Source organism: candidate division KSB1 bacterium (assembly GCA_034506255.1).
Taxonomy (GTDB): Bacteria; Zhuqueibacterota; Zhuqueibacteria; order Zhuqueibacterales; family Zhuqueibacteraceae; genus Coneutiohabitans; species Coneutiohabitans thermophilus.
In genome coordinates, this window is record JAPDPX010000003.1 from 414,530 (window position 1) to 435,239 (window position 20,710).

Here is a 20,710-nt window from a genome sequence, read left to right on the forward strand (position 1 = left end):
TTTATGATTGGCAACCATCGCCGCAAAGTACTGGTCGTGGGGCTCGATTGCGTTCCGCCGGAACTTTTGTTTCGGCAATATCGCGACGAGCTGCCGCATGTCCGCGACTTGATGGCGCGCGGCCTGTGGGGTGAATTGGAAAGCTGTCATCCGCCCATCACCGTGCCGGCCTGGTCGTGTATGATGGCGAGCCAGGATCCCGGCCAGCTCGGCATCTACGGCTTTCGCAACCGCGCAGATTACAGTTACGACAAGCTCAGCATCGCCACCGGCAACGCGGTGAAAGTGGAGCGGGTGTGGGACCTGTTGTCACGCGCGGACAAAAAAGTCGTGGTGGTGGGGGTGCCCGGCACGTATCCCCCGCGGCCGGTGAATGGCGTGCTGGTCTCTTGTTTCCTGACGCCTGGCATCGAAAGCCAGTACACCCATCCCGCCGGCCTGCGCGAGGAAATCGCCGGGGTGGTGGGCGAGTACATGGTGGACGTCAAGGGCTTCCGCACCGAAGACAAGGACTGGCTGCTGCGCCAGATCTACGAAATGACCGAGAAGCGTCTGCGTGTGGTGCGGCATTTCCTGCGCACCAAACCGTGGGACTTCTTCATGTTTGTGGAGATGGGCACCGACCGCATTCACCACGGTTTCTGGAAGTTCAGCGACCCCGGCCATCGCGGCTATGAACCCGGCAACCGCCATGAGCAGGCGATACGCGATTACTATCGCTACCTCGACCGCGAGCTGGGTGAATTGCTGGCGATGATCGACCAGGACACGGTGGTGCTGGTGGTGTCGGACCACGGCGCGAAGAAAATGGACGGCGGCATTTGCATCAACGAGTGGCTGTGGCAAAACGGCTATCTCACTCTGCACACGCCGCCAGCCAGACCCACGGCCATGGACAAATGTGCCGTGGACTGGTCACGGACACGGGCCTGGTCGGAAGGCGGTTATTACGCCCGCCTTTTCCTCAATGTCAAAGGCCGTGAACCGCAGGGCGTGATCGAGCCGCGCGACTATGAGCGGGTGCGCGACGAGCTCGCCGCTAAAATCGCGGCCATTCCAGACCATCAGGGCCGGCCGCTTGGCACCCAGGTGTACACGCCGCAGGCGCTCTATCGCGCCACCAACAACATTGCGCCGGACTTGTTGATCTATTTCGGCGATTTGTCCTGGCGGAGTGTCGGCACGCTGGGCACCGGCGCGATTCACACCTTCGACAACGACACCGGACCGGATGATGCCAATCATGCCCAGCAGGGCATCCTGATTTTGCATGATCCGGCCCAACCCGGCGGCGGCCGCGAGATCAAGGGCATGAGCCTGTACGATGTCGCGCCCACGATTCTTCATCTGCTCGGCCAGACGCCGCCGCCGCACATGATTGGCAAAAGCATTGTGTGAACACCTTGCCGATCCGGTCGCAGCAGGAGAGAAACGACCGGCAGGCCAAAAGAATTAATGATCGATTTGCAGTTGATGACCAACGAGGAAACCACAGCATGACACACGAACGAGGCTGCACCATTTGGTTTACGGGATTGTCCGGCGCAGGCAAATCCACGATCACCGAACAACTTGTCCCCCTGCTCAAGCAGCGCGGCTGCAAGGTTGAAGTGCTGGATGGTGACGTGGTGCGCACCAACCTCAGCAAGGGGCTGGGCTTCTCCAAGGAGGATCGCGACACCAACATCCGCCGTATCGGGTTTGTCTGCAATCTGCTCACCCGCAACGGTGTGTTTGCGATTTCCGCAGCCATTTCGCCCTACAAGGCCGTCCGCGATGAAAACCGCGCCTTGATCAAGGATTTTGTCGAAGTCTATGTCAAGGCCTCCCTGGAAACCTGCATCAAGCGCGATGTCAAGGGTCTCTACAAGAAGGCACTCGCCGGCGAGATCAAGGAATTCACCGGCATCAGCGACCCCTATGAGCCGCCGGACAACCCGGAGGTGATTTGCGAGACCGAGAAGGAAACCCCGCAGGAATCCGCGCGCAAGATCGTGCGCCGGCTGGAGGAGCTCGGCTATCTTGTGCCGGCCGGCAACAACGGCGACGGCTACAGCAGCCAGGAAGAAGAAGTCGTGAAGCAACGGCTGACGGAGCTGGGTTATTTGTAATCGTTGCGGGCACGGGCAGCGGCTTTGCCACCGGCGCCCGTGCCGGCGTTGGCAATCCCATTTCAAACTCTGTTTCGCGTGATCGTGTGCGGGCGCGAAACAGAGTTTTTCGGTAATGCCTCAGTTGCGTGTGGGGACGTGGCGCAGACCTCTTGTCTGCAGGCAGGGATTCCCGCACTGGTGCACTGTTGCGTTACTTTTTGTAGCCCCCGACTCCTTGTGGGGCGCTGCAGAAGCAGCAAAAATTCATCTTTGAACAGCCGCCCACCAGGGGCGGGGACTACAGAATTTACGTTTACAGTGCACTAGTCCACACGCTGCCGGGCGATTACGTTTATCTCAACCGAACCTTTCGAGCAGACCGCGCCGCCGGCGCGAGGACAGCCATGAAAGATGAATCACGCCAGGTGTGGGTCGCCGGCTATCCCCGCAGCGGCAACACCTGGGTCAACTATCTCTGCGCCTACTGTTTGAATCTGCCGTTCCGTGATTTCGATGATGGCCGCAAGCAACCCCGGCAGGAGTGGGTGCGGCAGGCGGTTGCGGGCCGCCATCCCTGGCCTGCGCCGGCCGGTTTCGCCGGTGTGCAGAAAACGCACAAGCTGCCGGCGGAATTGCCGCTGCGGTCCGGTTGTGCCATTTACGTGCAGCGTGATCCGCGCGATGTCTTTGTCAGCCATTCCTACTACATGCAGCACCGGGTCAACAGCGCGATGAAGAAATTTCATTACAAGTTGCTGGGGCTGCGCGGCCGCCGCGCGCAGTTGCGCTGGTTCATCGCCGACTGGCGCCGGCATGTGACCGCCTGGCGTGATCACGCGCAGGCGACGATTCACTATGAAGCGCTGCTGCAGGACGGTGCCCGTCACCTGGCCGACGCCCTGGCCACGGCTGGTTTTGAAGTGCCGCTCGAACGCGCCGCACAGGCACTGGAATGCTTTCGTTTCGAGAAAATGAGCGGCCGTGAGATCGGCACCACAATCAACGAGAAAAGCTTTTTCCGGCGCGGTGGCGTCGGCGACTGGCGGAATCATTTGAGTGAAGATGAAAACCGGCTGTTTGCCGAGCTGCTTGCCGGGGCACGCATGGCATGAGCCCCGCCATCGTCCCCCGGTCACACGCCTGCCTGCTTTGCCCGTCAGCGCAATCTCACGGCCAGGCCCATGACAAGGATGCGGAAGATCTCATGGATTGATCATGTTTGCATTTCTCAAAAAAGATCGTGCCCGCCGCGTGGTCGTCATTTCAATCGACGGGGTGCCCTATGACTTCATGCAGAAGCACATTGCCGCCGGCGATTTTCCCCACTTCAAAAAACTGGCGGAAAAGGGCTCGTTCCGCCGCATGAACTCGGTGCAGCCCTGCATTTCCTCGATTGCCTGGTCGAGCTACATGACCGGCAAGAACCCGGCCAAGCACAACATCTTCGGTTTCGTTGACCGCAAACCCGGCACCTATGATCTCTTCGTGCCGACTTCGGCACACATGACCAGCGAAACCATTTGGGAGATCATGAGCCGCGCCGGCAAGCGCGTGTTTGTCATGAATGTGCCGGTGACTTATCCCCCGCGCCCGGTCAACGGCATTTTGGTGGGATGTTTTCTCTGCACGCAAATCGAAAAGATCGCCTATCCCGCCCACGTCGGCAGGGAACTGAAGGCGATGGGCTACAAGATCGATGCCGATGCCGCCCTCGCGCGCGAGAATCGCGATCGCTTTCTCGCGGAGTGCAACGAAGCGTTGCACAAGCGCGTGCAGGCCATGTTTCATTACCTGGCGCAGGAACCGTGGGATTTCTTTCAGTGCCACATCATGGAAACCGACCGGATGAATCACTTCTTCTGGGAGCACATGGAGAAGGATGATCCGGTGTATGCCAAAGCCTTTTTCGACTTCTACAAGCGCGTCGATGAAGTGCTGGGCGAGGTCGACCGCAAAATCGGCGGGGAGGCCGAGTTGATCATTCTCTCGGATCACGGCTTTTGCACCATTAAGAAGGAGATTTATCTCAACTGGTATCTGGCCGAGGCCGGCCTGTTGAAATTCAAGAAGACGCCGCCCAGTTCCCTGGCGGACATGCATCCGGAGTCGCTGGGCTACAGTCTGATTCCCGGCCGCGTGTTCGTGAATCTGCAGGGGCGCGAGCCGCAGGGCACGGTGCCGCCGGCGCAGTACGAAGCCGCACGCGAGAAATTGAGCGAGGCCCTGCTCGGCTTCGTTGACCCCGACAACCAGGCGCCCATCATCCGCCGGGTGATCAAGCGCGAGGAAATCTATAACGGCCAAAATTGCAAGCAGGCCGCGGATTTGATCGCGGTGCCGTATGACGGCTATGATCTCAAGGGCGATCTGCGCAAGACCATCCCCGGCGAAAAAACTGCACTGGTGGGCATGCACACCTTCGAGGATTCCCTGCTCTTTATCCGCGATCGTGAGATTGTGCGCGGGCACAATGAGCTGTGGATCGGCGACCTGGCGCCCACCATCCTGAAGTTGATGAAGCTGCCGATCCCGCCGGACATGGATGGTGTCGCGCTGCTTTAGCCCGGCCGGCGGTTCTGCCGCAGGCAGTGCCCCCGGCCTGTCGTAAACCACCACCGTTTTGACAAGCTCAAGGAGAGTTCAGGATGAAACTACTCGTCACCGGCGGTGCCGGCTATGTCGGCTCCGTTCTGATTCCGCGCCTGCTCACTGCCGGGCATCGCGTGCGTGTGCTGGACAACTTGATGTACGGCGGGGCCAGCCTGCTGCCGTTTTTCAGCGATCCCAAATTCGAGTTTCTCAAGGGCAACATCCTCGATGAAGCGCGCGTGCGGGAGGCCACCCGCGGCGTCGACGCCATCATCCATCTGGCCGCCATCGTTGGTTATCCCGCCTGCAAGAAAAACGAGCAGCTTGCGCACGATGTCAATTACATCGGCACCAAAATCGTCGAGAAGAACCGCGACCGCAACCAGTTGCTGATTTACGCTTCCACCGGCTCCAACTACGGCGCGGTCGTTGGTCAAATTTGCACCGAGGAAACACCGCTCAATCCGCTCACCATCTACGGCACCACCAAGACCCAGGCGGAGCGCCACCTGCTGGCTTCACCCAACACCATTTGCTTCCGCTACGCCACCGCTTTCGGCGTGTCGCCGCGCATGCGCCTGGATTTGCTGATCAATGACTTCGTTTATCAGGCGGTGAAAGTGCGCAACCTGATCGTCTATGAACGGACCTTCAAGCGCACCTTCATCCACGTCATCGACATGGCGCGCAGCTTCATGTTTGCGCTGGAAAACGCCGACCGCATGATCGGCCAGGTCTACAACGTCGGCTCCGAGCAGATGAACTACAGCAAGGAGCAAATTGCCGAGCTGGTGCGCCGCAAGGTCGATTTCTATCTGCACTACGCCGATGTCGGCAAGGACGAGGACCAGCGCAACTATGAAGTCTCCTATGCCAAAATCAACGCGCTGGGCTTTTACACCACCATCTCCGTCGAAGAAGGCGTGGACGAGCTCATCCGCGCCTACGAAACCATAGACCTCCGCAACCCGCTCAGCAACGTGTGAGGCCCGACCCCGTGAAACCGACCGCCGCCGGCAACGGTGCCGTGCCGCGCGCCAGCCGGCAACTGAGCCTGGTGGCACGTTTGCGCCGCAGACTGCGCCGGGCCCGCCCGCCGGTGCTGCTGGCGCCGGCCGCCGTGACCCCGCTCGCCGCACCGCCGATTTTCGTGATCGGCGTGCATCGCTCGGGCACCACGCTGCTGCGCCTGATCCTCGACAGCCACTCGCGTCTGGCCTGTCCGACCGAGTCGATCTTTTTGCTGCCGTTGAGCACGCTGTGGCGGGATGACAAGGCCATGGCGGGTTTGCGCGCCATGGGCTTCGCGGAAGAGCACGTGCTGGCCAGGCTGCGCGAGTTCAGCAACTACTTTTTTTCCGCGTATGCCGGCGCGTGCGGCAAACCGCGCTGGGCTGATAAAAGCCCGCATTACATCGATTGCCTCGATTTTATCGAGCGGCTGTATGGCCCGCACTGCCAGTATGTTTTCATCTATCGCCACGGTCTGGATGTCGCCTGTTCGGTGGGCGAAAAGGTGATTCGTCCGGCCGAGGCGCTGAAGCAGGCCTGCGGCGATCCCTACGCCGGTGGTGCACGCTACTGGGCGGAGCAATGCCGCAAGATGCTCGCCTTCCAGGCGAAACATGCGGCCCGGGTTTTCCCGCTGCGCTATGAAGCGCTGGTGGCCGAGCCGGAAAAGCAGTGCCGCGCCCTGTTCGCCTTTCTCGGCGAGCCGTGGGAGGAGCAGGTGCTGCAGTTTTACAAGCAGCAACACACCTCCGCGCCGGGTCTGGAAGACCCCATTGCCGCCACCAGCCGCGGCTTCACGCCGAGCGTGGGCAATTACCACAAGCTCCCGGAAACCACCGTGGCGCGCATGCGGGCGGAAGCCGGTGACGTGCTGCGCGCGCTGGGGTATGAAACCTGAACGTGACATGGGAAACGGGAGGGCGCGGGCACAAGGAGAGAATATCCGCGCAGCGGCCGCACCGGCGCGGTCGCGATTCGCAGGATTGTTGCAGCAGACAGCCACTTGCAATGAACCATGAGCGCAAGCAATTCCTTCTGGCAAAACAAGCGCGTGCTCGTCACCGGCGGTGCCGGCTTTCTCGGCAGTCACATTGTTGACCGCCTGCGGCCCCTGGGCTGCGAAGTGATCGTCCCGCGCAAACGTGACTATGATTTTACCCGGCTCGAAGCGGCACAGGCATGTTTCCGCCGGCATCAGCCGCATCTGGTGATTCACTGCGCCGCCTACTACGGCGGCATCTGGATCAACCAGTTGTATCCCGGTCGGATCTTCTACGAGAACCTGGTGATGGGCGCGAACCTGATGGAGGCGGCGCGCCAGGCGGGCGTGGAAAAATATGTGCAAATCGGCACGGCCTGCTCCTATCCCGGTTATCTCGAAAACGAGCTGGCGGAGAAAGATTTGTGGCAGGGCCTGCCGCATGAAACCGTGGTGAACTACGGCATGACCAAGAAGATTCTCGCGATTCAGGGCCTGGCCTACAAAAAGCAATATGGTTTCCACAGCATTCATCTGATTCTCACGAATCTCTACGGTCCGCGCGACACGTTTCATCCCGACCGCTCCCACGTGGTGGCGGCGCTGATCCGCAAGTTCGTCGAAGCGCAGCAGGCCGCAGCCGCCGAGGTGGAGGTGTGGGGCACGGGCCGGCCGATCCGCGAGTTCCTCTACGTCGAGGATTGCGCCGAAGGCATCCTGCGCGCCACCGAACTCTACGATGACACTGAACCGCTGAACCTCGGCACCGGCGTGGGCACTTCGATCCGCGAGTTGGCGGAAACGCTGCAGGAAGTTTCCGGCTTTACCGGCACCATTCGCTGGAACACCGCCAAGCCCGACGGCCAGGCGAAAAAAATTCTCGATGTGACGCGCATGAAAGCCGTGCTCGGCTGGCAGCCGGCGACACCGCTGCGCGAGGGGCTGGCGAAAACCGTGGCCTGGTACGTGGCCAACAAAGCCGAGGCGGATCAACGCCTGTGAGTGCCCCGGACAAAGACATCCAGGCGGCCGTCACGGCGGCGGCCGCGCCGGCCGCCGCCGGCAATGGCCGGGTGAAACAGCCGCGGCCAGAGGCCATGGCGCGCTCCAGCGGCATCGTTTTGCTCGGCACGCTCACCGGGCGCGGCCTCAATTTCATCGCGCAAGTCGTGCTGTCAAAGCTGCTCGGTTTGCAGGCCTTCGGTCTGTTCACCTACAGCAATGCGCTGTTAAGTTTTCTCGACGGCATTTGCCTGGGCGGTTTTTCGCAGACCACCGTGCGCTACATCGCCATGGCGCGCGCGCAGGCCCGGCCCGCGGACATTCGCCGGGTGATGCGCGTGGCAGTGCTGGTCATCACGACGCTCTCGCTGCTCATCAGCGCCGCGCTGTTTGCCTGGCGCGGGCCGATCGCCAGGGACTGGATCGGCCAGCCGGAAATGGCGGCGGTGCTGCCGTGGCTGGCGGTGATCCTGCCGGTGCTGGCGCTGCTCTCCTGGCTGGGCTTTGCATTGCGCGCATTTCGGGAAGTGGGGATGGAGGCATTGATCCGGCGCAATGTGCAGCCCGTTGCGTTGCTGCTGTTCGCCGCCGGGGTGTCGCTGGTGGCACCCATGAACGTGCACTGGGCCATGGCCGCCGTGCTGGCGAGCACCGTGCTGGCGGCGCTGTTCGGCCTGCTCAAATTGCGGCCGCACCTGCCACCGGCCACGGCGGCACCGGCCACGGTCGCCACCGGCGCAATGCTGCACTTTGCGCGGCGGGTGTGGTTCTCGCGCTTTTCGGGATTGGTGTTGAATCAGGCGGACCGGCTGATGATCGGTTCGCTGTCGAGCCTGTCACAGGTCGGCATCTATCACGCCGCGTTTCGCATCGCGGATTTTCAAACGCTGGCGATGGGCTCCTTCGTGCCGATGTTCAGCACGGTGATCGCCGAAGCGCACGGCCGCGGCGACCGGCCCGCCATCATCAATTACTACCGCATGGTGGTGCGCTGGTCGTTGTTCGTCACTCTGCCGATTTGCCTGGCATGCTGGGTTTTTGCCGCTCCGATTTTGCAGTTGTTTGGCGGGGAGTTCGTCGCGGGCGTGCCGGTGTTGCGCCTGATTGCGCTGGCGGCACTGGTGGATGCGGGTGTCGGCCCTGCCGGTCAGTTTCTGCAGATGATGGGTCGCGAGAAATGGGAAATGCGCTTCCTGTTTGGCGCAGCGATCATGGCCGTGGCCTTGAATGCCGTCTTGATTCCCAGTCATGGCGCACTCGGTGCTGCGCTCGGCAGCGGCGTGGCGATCGTGATCTTGAATGTCAGCCGGTTGCTCGCCCTGCGCAAGCTGCTCGGCGTTTATCCCTACACCGTGCTGACCGTGCGCCTGCTCGCGGTGGGTATGCTGGCGCTGTTGACAGTTTGGCTGGTGAGCGCAGCAGGCATCTGGGTGCAAGGCCTGGTCCTGGCCGCCATTATGGCTGCTGGAAGCTGGCTTTTCTGCCTGCATCCGGATGACCGGGTGATGCTGCAGCGCTTGCGCCAGCGGATGAAAAGCCGGGGCTGAAGCGGGGAGGGGGTCGGAAAGCAGAATCAGTGTCCGTTCGAAAGCACGCACCTCTCTCCCATGAGAGCTGCGTTGCCGAAGCGGCTTGGCCGGGGCATGAGAGTTCCCGAAGTTTTCCCGGCCGTCCGCGTTTTGAGCTCCCGGCTCAACCGGGGTTGCAATTTCTTCGGACCGACATTGATACTGCCACGTCAAGTCGAACTCTGTTGCAAGGGAAAAACAGCCTCCGGAGGTAATGCCTCAGTCACGTGGGTGGAGGCAGCGCAGACCTCATGTCTGCAGGCGGAAATGCCTGCGCTAGTGCACTGTTACGTTAATTTTTGTAGCCACGACCCCTTGCGGGTCGCTGCTGAAGTAGCAAAAATTTATTTTTGAACAGCCGCCCACGAGGGGCGGGGACTAGAGAATTCACGTTTACAGCGCGCGAGTTCACACGTTACTGAGAGGTTCCCTCCAAAGGCGAAATGCGGAAGCGGGGGCAACACCCTGGAAACGTTTGCCCCTGCCGGCAGACTGGAAGTCTTCGACTGTACGGGAGAAGTTGTCTGGCTGACCCCGAAGTGCAAGCCTGAATTTGACGCTCATGAAGAACCCGCAACTTCCACCACGCGCCTTTTGTCTTGGCCTCGACGGCGGCACCTGGACGGTGCTGCAACCACTCATGCAAGCCGGGCATCTGCCGAACCTCGTGGCACTGGCGAACGACGGCCTGAGCGGCGTGTTGCATTCCACCATTCCGCCGATCACCCCGGCGGCATGGAGCACGTTTATGACCGGCTGCAATCCCGGCAAGCACGGCATTTTCGATTTTCAAGGCTATGACCGCCGCAGCAATCAGGCTTATCTCGTCAATGCGACTTCGCTGCGCGTGCCCACGCTCTGGCAGCTTCTCAGCCAGCACGGCAAACGCGTGGCGGTGGTGGACTTGCCGGTCACCTATCCGCCGCCGGCGGTCAACGGCGTGATCGTCAGCGGCTTGATGACGCCCGGCCGGGATTCGACCTTCACGCATCCCGCGGCTTTGCGCTCCGAGCTGGAGGCGCAGTTGGGTTATGAATGGCCGCTGTTGAAAGAAGAAGACGAGGGCGGACGTCTGCACGCGGACTTCGGTGCTTTCCTCAAAAAGATGCGGCTGTTTCTCGACAGCCGGGTGCAGGCCATGCTCCATCTCCTGCGGCGCGAGACCTGGGATGTTGCCCTGCTGCAACTGCAATGCGTGGATTTTCTGCAGCATGCGCTCTGGCCGCATCTCGATCCCGCGCATCCGGATTTTCAGCCCGAGCGCCGGCAACGCATCATTCGGGAGTTTTTCATACCGCTGGATCACGCCGTGGGCGAACTGGTGGCTGCCGCGCGCGCCAGCATGGGCGAACAAACCCTGGTGCTGGTGCTTTCCGATCACGGCTTCCAGGGCCATCGCATGCGTGCCGAGCTGAATCACTGGCTGCATGCCAACGGCTTTCTCGTGCCGCAGACCACAACCCCGGCGCGCTGGATGCGCCATGCCGGCTTGCTGCGCCGTCTGGACGTGCTGCAACTGCGCAAGCGGCTGCTGCCCAAAGCGCGGCGGCAGGCGCTGGGCACCAGACTGCGGCTGCACAGCATCGATCCCCGCCGCTCGCTCGCCTATGCGGTCAGTTCGTTTTGGGGATGCCTCTATCTCGGCCCCGGGGCTGGCGCGCCGCAGGTTGCGGACTTGATCGCGAAGCTGTACGCCTGGCGCGATCCCGCCACGCAGCAGCCGGTGGTGCACAGGGTCTTTCGCCGCGAGGAAATCTTCAGCGGGCCGGCGTGCGAGCGGTTGCCGGATCTCATCGTCGCACCGGCCGCAGGCTACACTTTTTCCTCCAAAACCTTTTTTCGAGAGGGCACGCTGCTGGTACCGGTGGCGCCGGGGGATTTTCACGCCGGCACGCATGAAAGCCGGGGCATTTTTATTCTCAATGGTGCGGGTGTGATGCAGGGCGCGCCGGGGCTGTCGCACGAAGCCGCACTGCAAGATGTGATGCCGACTTTGCTGCACTGGCTGGGTCTGCCGGTGCCGGCGCATTGCGACGGCCGCGTGCGGTCGGAGTGGTTCGACCGGCCAGCAGCCGCGATCGCGTATCACCAGCCCGCGGCAACGGTGCAGGAAGAAGTCGCATTCAGTGATGAGGAAGAGCGTGAGCTGCAGCGGCGGCTGCAAACTCTGGGGTACATGTAACACGATGTCAGGCCTCATCAAAAAAAATCAGCGGCGCTGCCTGTGGCTGCTGCTGGTGCTCGGCTGGCAGGCGCCGGGGCAGGCGCAAGACTCGCTGTGCGGCTATGTGCCCGCGATTGGCACACGCGAAAAGGCTTTCACTTTCGGCATTTGGGGCGATCCGCAAGTCGCCCATTACGCCCCCGGCACCCGTTTGGGCAGCGAAGAAAACAAGGCCAATGCCAAAACCGTGGTGCCGCGGCTGCAGCAGACGGTGGCGCTCACCAACCGGCTGGCGCCGGCATTCGTCATCACGCTGGGAGACAACATTCACAACACCGGCGAATGGGAAAACTTCAACGTCTTTGTGCAGGCCGTCCAGCCGCTGCAAATGCCGCTCTATTTGCTGATGGGCAATCATGATCATGTCCCAGCCGCGGACACACTCGCCGGCAATCCGCTCGGCCGCCGCGAGTTTGCCAACTTCCGCTGGGCACAGCAGCAGATCAACGGCCTGGACAAGGTGAATTATTCCTTCGATGCCGGGGACTGGCATTTCATTCTTTTCTCGCAACCCGGCGGGCATGGCTATGGCGTCGATGCCTATCTCGAGCGCCATCCCGAATATCTCGCCTGGCTGGAGGCGGATCTGGCCGCCAACCGCGACCGGCCGACGATGTTTTTCACCCATCATCCGCTGCTGCCCGTGGGTCGCGTGCAATTCGACCATTACGGCCCGGGCGCCGCGCACCGTGCCAGATTGGTCGAACTGCTCACGCGCCACGGCAATGTCCAGTACGCTTTTTTTGGCCACGTGCATAATACCGTCGCCGCGATTCCGCTCATTTCCTGGCGCTACCGCGGCACGGCCTTCATCGTCATGCCCAACGCCGCCAATTTTGCACGCCAGGCGGATTACCTGGAAACCGCGCAATCCTCCTGGGGGCTGGGCCTGGTGCGGCTCAATGGTGCGCAATGCGAAAGCATTACCTTTCACACACTCGCCGGCGAAAGCATTGCCCTCGACCCCGCCACCTTCGAGGAATACGACGACCGCCGTTACGGCTATCTGCAGCCCGAGTGGGCGCTGCCGGCGGCGGAATCGATTCGCAACGGCAGCTTCGAAGAGGATGGGCCGGCCGGCTGGTTCGTGAATCATCTGCTGCCTTATGAGAATCCGCCGGTGCAGAAGCGTTTGGTGGTGACCGGCGGCGCATTCGAAGGCAGCCGCTTTCTCCAGCTTTACACCAAAGCCCGCGCCTCCGTCTATGACACGCAAAGTTATCTTACTGTGGAGGTGCGGCAGGCGGTGAGCGCTCCCGCGGCTGGCCAGTGGCCGGTGTTGAAGTTGCACTACAAGATCGCGGCAGCGGAATACCGCTTCCCCGAGGTCTGCCAGCCCTTCATCATGGTGGCGGGCTTCAAAGCCGGTGAACGCGTCCATCGCTTTGCGCTGGCGTACAGCCTGGGCGAACCGTTCAGCTTCTTTGGCGTGCGCGGGCCGTATGTCTGTCTGAAGCTGGCGCCGGTTTTCGATGAATGGCGGGAGCTGACGCTTTATCCGCGCTCCGATTTTGCGCGGTATTTTCCGGAGAAGAGTTGGGAAAATCTCGCGATCGACCGGGTGGTGGTGACGCTGGGGGTACACAACGCGAATTACTCACCCACCGCGGAAAATGCCGAAGCCGGCGCCGGCTTCGATAAGGTGAGCTGGACGACAACAAGCTCACCGACACCGCCCACGACCGGGATCATGGGGAATCTGCGCACGCATGCAACGGGGTTCCGGTTGTACCAGAATTATCCCAATCCCTTCAATCCGGAAACCAGGATCAGCTTTGATTTGGCGCAGCCCGCCACGGTCAGGCTGGAGGTGTGCGATCTCAACGGCCGCGTCGTGGCCGTTTTGCAGCAGGGTCGCCTGCCCGCCGGCTTTCACACCTTTGCCTGGCGGCCGGTCGCGCAAACGCCCTCCGGGGTGTATCTCTTGCGGTGCAACGTCAATGCAATGGTGCAGACCAGGAAGATGATTCTGCTGAGGTAGGATGATGGCGGCGCGGGAAAAACAGCATGCACCAACGGCGCAATCAGGCAGGGCACCGACCATCAGTGTCATCATCCCGGCTTACAAGGCCGGCCGCTGGCTAGGCCGCGCCGTGGCGAGCTGCCAGGCACAAACCCTGCCCGCGACGGAGATCATCATCGTCGATGACGGCTCGCGGGATGATACACTGGCGGTGGCCGAAAAGCTGGCGGCGCAGCACCACAACCTGCGTGTCTTGCAGCAGCCGCACAATCAAGGCCCGGCGGCGGCGCGCAACCGCGGCGTGGCCGAAAGCCGTGGCGAATTTCTCGCGTTTCTCGATGCCGATGACACCTGGGCGCCCGACAAACTCGAAAAGCAAATGGCCATTGTGCAGGCCCGGCCGGAAACCGCTCTGGTTTTTACCGCGCTGCAGGAGCGTGATGTTCATGGCCGCAAGCTGCGCGAAGTGTGGCACCGTGTGCCGCACGAGCGCCGGCGCCGCGTGATTGCCTCGTTCCTGTTTCGCTTGAACATGCTGACGCCGACGCTGTTGCTGCCGCGCCGAATCTTCGAACGGGCTGGCGGTTTCGATGAACGCTTGCGCATGGGCGAGGACCACCTGCTCTTCATGAAGATTGCGGCGGTTCACGAGGTGGTGTATCTGCCGGAGCTGCTGGTCGATCGCTGGGTGGTGCCGGCAAGCTCCTCCAAGTCCGGCGCGCCGGCGGCGTTGCAGGCCGCCTTCCAGCAATTCATGGAGGTGGCGGTGCAGCACTTCCCCTACCTGCGGGAACATCTGCCGGCGCTCACCGCGAAGATGCATTTTCAAGTGGGGCGGCGCTTTCAAAAACAGGGCGACCGGCGCAGCGCACGGCGGCATTTTCTCGCCAGCCTGCGCACACGGCCCGGCTTGAAAGCCGGCGTGGCGTGGTTGACTGCCCTGCTGCCGGCGGCCTGGCAGGCACTCTTTCACGAAACCCCGCGGCGACGCCGGCTGTTTGTGACCGCACGGTGATGCCGCCGCCGGTTGCCGTGTCGAGGCCGGCCAGTGCAGGCGAAGCGCGTCACGGGGATGACCGCGCGCACATGACTCGCAAACACGATCTATGCTCAAACTGGAAAAACTGGCGTTCTGGATCACGCTGATCACTTTCCCTCTGCCACTGGCCATGCGCCTGGAGAGCGGCTATCGCATCTATCTCTTCGAAGTGCCGCTCTGGGCAGTTTACTTCTTCTGGGCTTTTCGCCTGGGACTGCGCGATCAGCGGCTGCACTTCACCAAGTTCGACTTTTTTTTCCTGCTGTTCCTGGTGTGGCTGCTGGTGTCCATCGCCTACAACAATGCCTGGGATACCGGCGCCAACAACTGGTGGTTCTGGATCAAAGCCTTTTTGGTCGGGTTTTATCTCCGCCACAACCTGAACCGCCTGTATCCCTTGTCGGCCATTGTGACGTTCCTGGTGGTGACGATCGCGCTGGAATCGGCGTTGGGTCTGCTGCAGAGCATCACCCAGTCCAGCATCGGTGCCGTGCAGCAGTATTTCGGCCAGGAGATGGAGCACATCTCCATCTACAAAGCCGGCATGATGAATCTGGTGCGCGTGCAGGGCACGTTCAAACATTCCAATATTCTGGGGAATTGGATCGTCATGCTCCTGCCGCTGGTCGTCGCCAAGGCGCTGATGAGCACCAGCCGCGCACGGCTGTTTTACTGGATTTGCGCGGTCACCACCGGCATCGCTTTGGTGCTCACCCTGTCGCGCGGCAACTGGGGCGCGGCTGTGTTCGGCATGCTGGTGATGTTCAACGCCACCGGTGTGCTCACCTTCAAACGGGTGAATTGGGCGCGCCTGCTGTTCAGCGCTCTGCTCGCCGGCATTTTTCTGGTGACCCTGATTTTTACTTATGCCGCGGAGATTGCACTCTTTTCCGAAGCCCTGTCGCAGCGCATCGAGATGCTGCCCGGGAGCCGCAGTGAAACCATACGCTACACTCTGCTGCTCGCTTCCTCCGAGTTGATTGCGGAGAATCCCGTGCTGGGTGTGGGGTTGGGGCGCTCGAACGAGTTGTTGCATTACACTGAATATGAAATCCGTGACCGTTTCAGTGCCACGGTGCACAACATTTTCATGATCATCGCCACGGAAGGCGGGGTGCCGGCTTGCCTGCTTTTTCTGCTCGCCATCTGGCAGCCGTTGCAGCACATTTACCGTCTGGCCAGGGTCAAACGGGAAGCCTCGTCGGAGGCGGTGGGCGTGGTGGCGGCCGGCATGGTCGGCGGCTACAGTGCGATTCTTTTCGCAATGTTGTGGTACACCGGCATGATTGAGCAGGCGGAGTTGCCGCTGATTTTGACGTTTTTCCATCTCGCCCTGGGCCTGCGGGCGGAGCAGAAGGCGGTCGCGCCGGATGCTGCGCTCATGCCGCAGCCGGAGGGACGGTGGCGTCTCGCATCGACGGTGTCATTATGAGAGAGCAACGCATACGCCTTCTCTACTTCAGTTCATTCTTTGTTGCCCAGGGCGGCGCCTCCCTCAGCCTGCTGAAGCTCATTGAAATTTTCAACGATCACCGCTTTGCGGCTGCCGCGGTTTTGCCGCGGGAGGCCCGGCCGCAGGTGGCGCGTTTGCCGCTCGCGCCGGAACTGACACAGCGTATCACCTATCTCACGCTCGATCGCATCTGCCGCCGGCTGCTCAATCCGTTTTATTTGCTGCGCTTTCTCGGCCGGACGATGACCAGCGTGCTGTTGCTGCGGCGGCTGCTGCGGCAGCAGCAAATCGACCTGGTGCACGCCAACGATTTGCGTGATTTCCACGCGCCGCTGGCGGCGTGGAGCTGCGGCATTCCCGTGGTCTGGCATCTGCGCGCCAGCCGGCCGAACCCGCTGACCCGCTACCCGGTGGCGACGATGATGCACCTGCTCGCCACCCGCATCGTGGCGGTTTCGCACTGCACCGCGCGGCAAATGGCGCTGCGGCGCAGCTTCGCGCAAAACAAGGTGACGGTGATTTACAACCCCGGGCCATATCGCGAACGCTTTCATCCCGGCGTGAGCGGCGCCGCGGTGCGGCAGGAATTTGGCCTGCCGGCGGACGCGCCGGTCATCACCCTGATTGCCAAGCTCTCACGCCGCAAGGGCCACCGGGTGTTGCTGCAGGCGATTCCTCTCATCCGGACGCAATTTGCCCGGGCGCGTTTTCTCATCGTCGGGGGCGAATTGCCCGGCCATGAACGCTATGCCCGGGAGTTGCGCCATCAGGCGGAACCCCTGGTGCAACAGGGCGTGCTGATCTTCACCGGCGAGCGCAGCGACATTCCACAACTCATGGCGGCGAGTGACGTGATCGTGCAATGTTCGATCTATGACGATCCGTTCCCCGGCGTGGTGTTGGAGGCGATGGCGATCGGCAAAGTGGTCGTGGCGGCCGATGCCGGCGGCATGCCGGAGCAAATCCGTCACGGCGAGGATGGTTTGTTGTTTCGCAGGGGGGATGCCGAGGAGCTGGCGCGGCGCGTGAACCAGGTCCTGGCCGATCCGGTGTTGAAACGGAAACTGGAACAGGCGGCGGTGACAAATCTCGGCAGCCGGTTCAATTTTGCGAAATTCGTGCATGAGTTCAGAAGTTTGTATGAAACGCTCGCGGCCGGCGGCTCCCGGCAGCCCCGGGCAGCCGTAACCACGGGCGGTGCGCAACTGCCACTGTCGCAATCAGACAAGCTGTAAATCGGGCGTGCTCCCTGCCCGGGCGGCACAGAGTATTGCCGGACTTGTGTCGCAGGGCGACCGGGCACAGCCCTCTTTTCCCCGTGGAACGGGTGGGCGAATTTTAAATGAGGACAATCGACTCGTGAATGCATCCGTGCAACATTCCCGCTTGATCATTCTGGGTCTGGATGGCGCGACTTTCGATGTGATTTTGCCGTGGGCCGGCCAGGGCCATTTGCCCAATCTCGCTGCTTTGATGCAGGAGGGCACCTGGGGGCCGCTGCGCACCGTGATCCCGCCGAGCACCGCGGTGGCGTGGAACTCGTTTGCCTCGGGCAAGGGACCGGGCCGGCACGGTTTGTTCGAGTTCATGCGGCGCCGGCCGAATTCCTACCGCCTGGAGCCGGTCAACTCCGACGAGGTCGCGAGCGCCCGTTTGTGGGACCTCCTGGGGTTTCACGGCCAGCCTGCGATCGTGCTCAATGTGCCGATCACCTATCCGGTGCGGCCGCTCAATGGCCTGATGGTGGCCGGCCTGCCGGTGCCGGCCGCCGGCCCGCAGCGCTGCCATCCCGAAAATCTCATCGACGAGTTTTGCAAACTGGCGCCCGGCTATCAGCCGCTGCCCGCGGTGAGTTTTTCCGGCAAGAACGAGCAGGAATATCTCGATGATTTGCTCGCGACCCTGCGCAACAAGATCATCGTGGCACGCCATTGCCTGGAGAACAAGCCGTGGCAGCTCTTCGTGCAGGTGTTCAGCGAGACCGATTTTGCGATGCACTCTTTCTGGCGGTATTACGACCGCACGCATTCGAAATTCAACGAGCAGGACCACCGGCGTCATGGCGACGCCATTCTGCAAGTTTACCGCCTGATCGATGATTTCATTGGCGAGGTGCGGCGGCGCTTTCCCGGGGTGCCGCTGCTGTTGCTTTCCGACCACGGCTTTGGCCCGCTGGAATATTACCTCTACAGCAACACCTGGCTGCTGCACGAAGGTTTTCTCGTGCCCAAACGCACGCCGGCGGCGCAGCTCAAATACCGCGCCTTTCAAGCCGGCTTGAGTCCGAGCAATGTCTTTGCGTTGATCAACCGTCTCGGCCTGAGCCGGGTCAAGCGCAAAGTCAAGGGCACCGCGCAGGGTTATCGTCTGGCGGAGAAGCTGTTCTTTTCCTTTCCCGATATCGACTGGCGCCGGTCGCGCGCCTATTCCATTGGCGGCGGCATTGCCGGTTTGATCTTCATCAATCTGGCCGGCCGTGAACCGGAGGGCGTGGTGCAGCCGGGCGCGGAGTATGAGGCCACGCGCGCGGAAATCATCGCCCGTCTGCGCGCGTTCCGCGATCCCCTCACCGGCGAATTGCTCATCGGTGAAATCTACAAACGCGAAGAGCTCTTCGACGGGCCGTTTTTCGAGCGCGCACCCGATCTGGTGTATTTCCCCAAGGATCCGCGCTACATCGTTTTCAGCAGCTTCTCTTTCTCTTCACACCGCGTGATTCGTGACCCCGGGCCCTACATCACCGGCCAGCATCGCATGGAGGGCATTTTCCTGATGCACGGTCCGGGGGTCAAACCGGGCCAGCGGCTGGAACACGCGCGCATCATCGACGTGGCACCGACGGCGCTCTATTTGATGGGCTATCCCGTTCCCAACGACATGGATGGCGAGGTGCTCACCGCCGGTTTTCAGGAGCAGATGCTGCGCAGCCGGCCGATTGACCGCATGGAATTCGAGTTCACCCGCAGCGGCGAACAGATGGTGTACAGTGAGGCCGATCGCGCCGAAGTCGAAGCACGCCTGCGCAGTCTGGGATATTTGTAATGCCGGCAGAAAATGGCGCGAGCCTGCAGGCTCACACAACCCCCCGGCGCGTGTCGTGCCGACATTTGCGTGTAGTGGGGGAGGGAGTAAGAGTAAGGGCAGGAGCAGGAGTAAGAGTCAGGAGTAGGAGCTAGCGTGACCGCTACTGCACCCCGAATTTTGGTGTTTGGCATGGACGGCGCGACGTGGCGCATTTTGCGACCGCTGCTGGCGCAGGGCCGGCTGCCCAATTTGCAGCGCCTGTGCGACGCCGGTTCCGCCGGCGTGCTGCATTCGCTCGAGCCCATGGTCTCGCCGGCGATCTGGACCAGCATTGCCTCGGGCAAAACGCCGGACAAGCACGGCGTGTGGGATTTCGTGGTCTCCTCCAAAAGCGTGCGCTGCAAACGCATTTGGGACATGGCCGCGGAATCCGGCCTGCGCATCGGCTTGTGCGGCTACATGGTCACCTGGCCGCCGCCCACGCTGCCGGGATTCGTGATCCCCGGCTCCTTCTCGCGCGGCCCGGAAACCCATCCCGCGGCACTGCAGGTCATTCGCGAGCTGGATATGACGCAGCGCTCCGACGGCAAACGCTCGCTCGCCGATCACCTGCGCCGGGCCTGGCAAAGCTACCGCCTGGGCGTGCGGCCGCTCACCTTTCTCGACGCCGCCTGGACGCTGGCACGCACGCGGCTGCAGCGCGACGATCTCGAAAAATTTTACCAAATGCGCCGCCTCGGTTTCGCCGTCTACTCCGACGTCTTTCGCAAGCAGGTGCAGCACTATCAGGCCGAACTGGCCATGTATGTTTTCACACTGGTCGACAGCACCTCGCACAATTACTGGAAGTTCATGGAGCCGGAGCGCTTCCAGGACGTACCGGCGCCGGAGATTCGACGGCATGGCGGCAAAATTCAGCAGGCCTATATCACGGTGGATCGCATGATCGGCCGCACGCTGGCGGCACTCGACCGCGGCGAAACCAATGTGCTGGTGGTGTCGGATCACGGCTTTCAATCCGTGCCGGAAGCGCAGGGCCGCACGCCCGACCGCACAGTGCGCATCCTGCCGGAGGCATTGATCGAGTTGCTCGGCTGGCCGGCAGCCCAGGTGCGTTCCTTCAACATTCGCGGCGCGACCTTTTTCCGCCACCGTCAGGAGCAGCCCGCGCAAGTTGCGAAGATGCACGCCGATCTGACCGCGATTCATCTCACGCCGGCAGAGACGCCGCTGTTCGCGGTCAAGCCCGATCCCTACGGCAATCTCGAACTGTCGCTCAGTCCGGCCATCGGCGATTTGCACGGCCTGCAAGTGAAATTGCCGAATGGCCGCGTGATTCCCGTGGAGCGCATCGTGGCCGGTGACTTGGGCACGATTTCCGGCGATCATCACCGCGAGGGCATTCTCATCGCTGCCGGCCCGGCGATCCGCCGCGGTGCCACTCTGTCGCAGGCCAGTGTGCTGGATATCACGCCCACGCTGCTCGCCCTGCTGGGATTGCCGGTCGGCCGCGACATGGACGGCCGCGTGTTGACCGAGATGTTGACGCCCGATTTTCTCGCGGCCTCGCCCGTGCGCTATCGGGGAACCTGGGAAGAGCCGGATTGGAGCTACGAGGAAGACACTGCCGCCGCCGATGAAACCTTGAAGGAGCATCTGCGCAGTCTGGGTTATCTGTGAAGACGAATGCAAGTCAATCGCTATGGGTGGGGCGGGCCGGCTTGGGTGCCGGAGCCTGTTTGTTTTTTCACGCGGAATGGAATCC

General features: G+C 61.9%; 15 protein-coding genes. All 15 read left to right on the forward strand.

Features of this window, described 5'->3' with window-relative positions:
- Positions 1–3 precede the first annotated feature (3 nt).
- The 15 genes from ONB52_07875 (at position 4) to ONB52_07945 (ending at position 20,625) form a co-directional block, all read left to right on the forward strand.
- Positions 4–1,398, forward strand: a complete 1,395-nt coding sequence (locus tag ONB52_07875) for an alkaline phosphatase family protein (GenBank protein ID MDZ7416067.1) — start codon at positions 4–6, stop codon at positions 1,396–1,398.
- 53 nt (positions 1,399–1,451) lie between these two features.
- On the forward strand, positions 1,452–2,111 hold the full coding sequence (gene cysC, locus ONB52_07880; GenBank protein ID MDZ7416068.1) for an adenylyl-sulfate kinase: 660 nt from the start codon (positions 1,452–1,454) through the stop codon (positions 2,109–2,111).
- A gap of 386 nt (positions 2,112–2,497) precedes the next feature.
- Positions 2,498–3,205, forward strand: a complete 708-nt coding sequence (locus tag ONB52_07885; GenBank protein MDZ7416069.1) for a sulfotransferase domain-containing protein — start codon at positions 2,498–2,500, stop codon at positions 3,203–3,205.
- A gap of 103 nt (positions 3,206–3,308) precedes the next feature.
- Positions 3,309–4,655 (forward strand): alkaline phosphatase family protein, encoded by a 1,347-nt coding sequence (locus tag ONB52_07890; protein ID MDZ7416070.1) that lies wholly within the window; start codon positions 3,309–3,311, stop codon positions 4,653–4,655.
- A gap of 83 nt (positions 4,656–4,738) precedes the next feature.
- Positions 4,739–5,668, forward strand: a complete 930-nt coding sequence (locus ONB52_07895) for an NAD(P)-dependent oxidoreductase (protein ID MDZ7416071.1) — start codon at positions 4,739–4,741, stop codon at positions 5,666–5,668.
- A gap of 11 nt (positions 5,669–5,679) precedes the next feature.
- Complete coding sequence (locus tag ONB52_07900; protein ID MDZ7416072.1) at positions 5,680–6,591, forward strand: sulfotransferase; 912 nt, start codon at positions 5,680–5,682, stop codon at positions 6,589–6,591.
- 117 nt (positions 6,592–6,708) lie between these two features.
- Positions 6,709–7,674, forward strand: a complete 966-nt coding sequence (locus ONB52_07905; GenBank protein MDZ7416073.1) for an NAD-dependent epimerase/dehydratase family protein — start codon at positions 6,709–6,711, stop codon at positions 7,672–7,674.
- Entirely contained in the window at positions 7,671–9,221 is a 1,551-nt protein-coding gene (locus ONB52_07910; protein MDZ7416074.1) for a flippase, read from the forward strand. The genes ONB52_07905 and ONB52_07910 overlap by 4 nt, the downstream gene beginning before the upstream one ends.
- A gap of 583 nt (positions 9,222–9,804) precedes the next feature.
- Positions 9,805–11,424 (forward strand): alkaline phosphatase family protein, encoded by a 1,620-nt coding sequence (locus tag ONB52_07915; GenBank protein MDZ7416075.1) that lies wholly within the window; start codon positions 9,805–9,807, stop codon positions 11,422–11,424.
- Positions 11,425–11,428: 4 nt separating this feature from the next.
- Positions 11,429–13,447, forward strand: coding sequence for a metallophosphoesterase (locus ONB52_07920; GenBank protein MDZ7416076.1), 2,019 nt, complete (start codon positions 11,429–11,431; stop codon positions 13,445–13,447).
- A gap of 1 nt (position 13,448) precedes the next feature.
- Positions 13,449–14,444: a glycosyltransferase family 2 protein gene (locus tag ONB52_07925; GenBank protein ID MDZ7416077.1), complete on the forward strand. Its 996-nt coding sequence runs from the start codon at positions 13,449–13,451 to the stop codon at positions 14,442–14,444.
- Between the two features lie 91 nt (positions 14,445–14,535).
- Positions 14,536–15,900: an O-antigen ligase family protein gene (locus tag ONB52_07930; protein MDZ7416078.1), complete on the forward strand. Its 1,365-nt coding sequence runs from the start codon at positions 14,536–14,538 to the stop codon at positions 15,898–15,900.
- Entirely contained in the window at positions 15,897–17,156 is a 1,260-nt protein-coding gene (locus ONB52_07935) for a glycosyltransferase family 4 protein (GenBank protein ID MDZ7416079.1), read from the forward strand. Before ONB52_07930 ends, ONB52_07935 begins: the two co-directional genes overlap by 4 nt.
- A gap of 124 nt (positions 17,157–17,280) precedes the next feature.
- Positions 17,281–18,963, forward strand: a complete 1,683-nt coding sequence (locus ONB52_07940; GenBank protein ID MDZ7416080.1) for an alkaline phosphatase family protein — start codon at positions 17,281–17,283, stop codon at positions 18,961–18,963.
- A gap of 135 nt (positions 18,964–19,098) precedes the next feature.
- Positions 19,099–20,625 carry an alkaline phosphatase family protein gene (locus ONB52_07945; GenBank protein ID MDZ7416081.1) on the forward strand — a complete coding sequence of 509 codons (1,527 nt, stop codon included), beginning with the start codon at positions 19,099–19,101 and terminating at the stop codon, positions 20,623–20,625.
- The last annotated feature ends 85 nt before the right edge of the window (positions 20,626–20,710 follow it).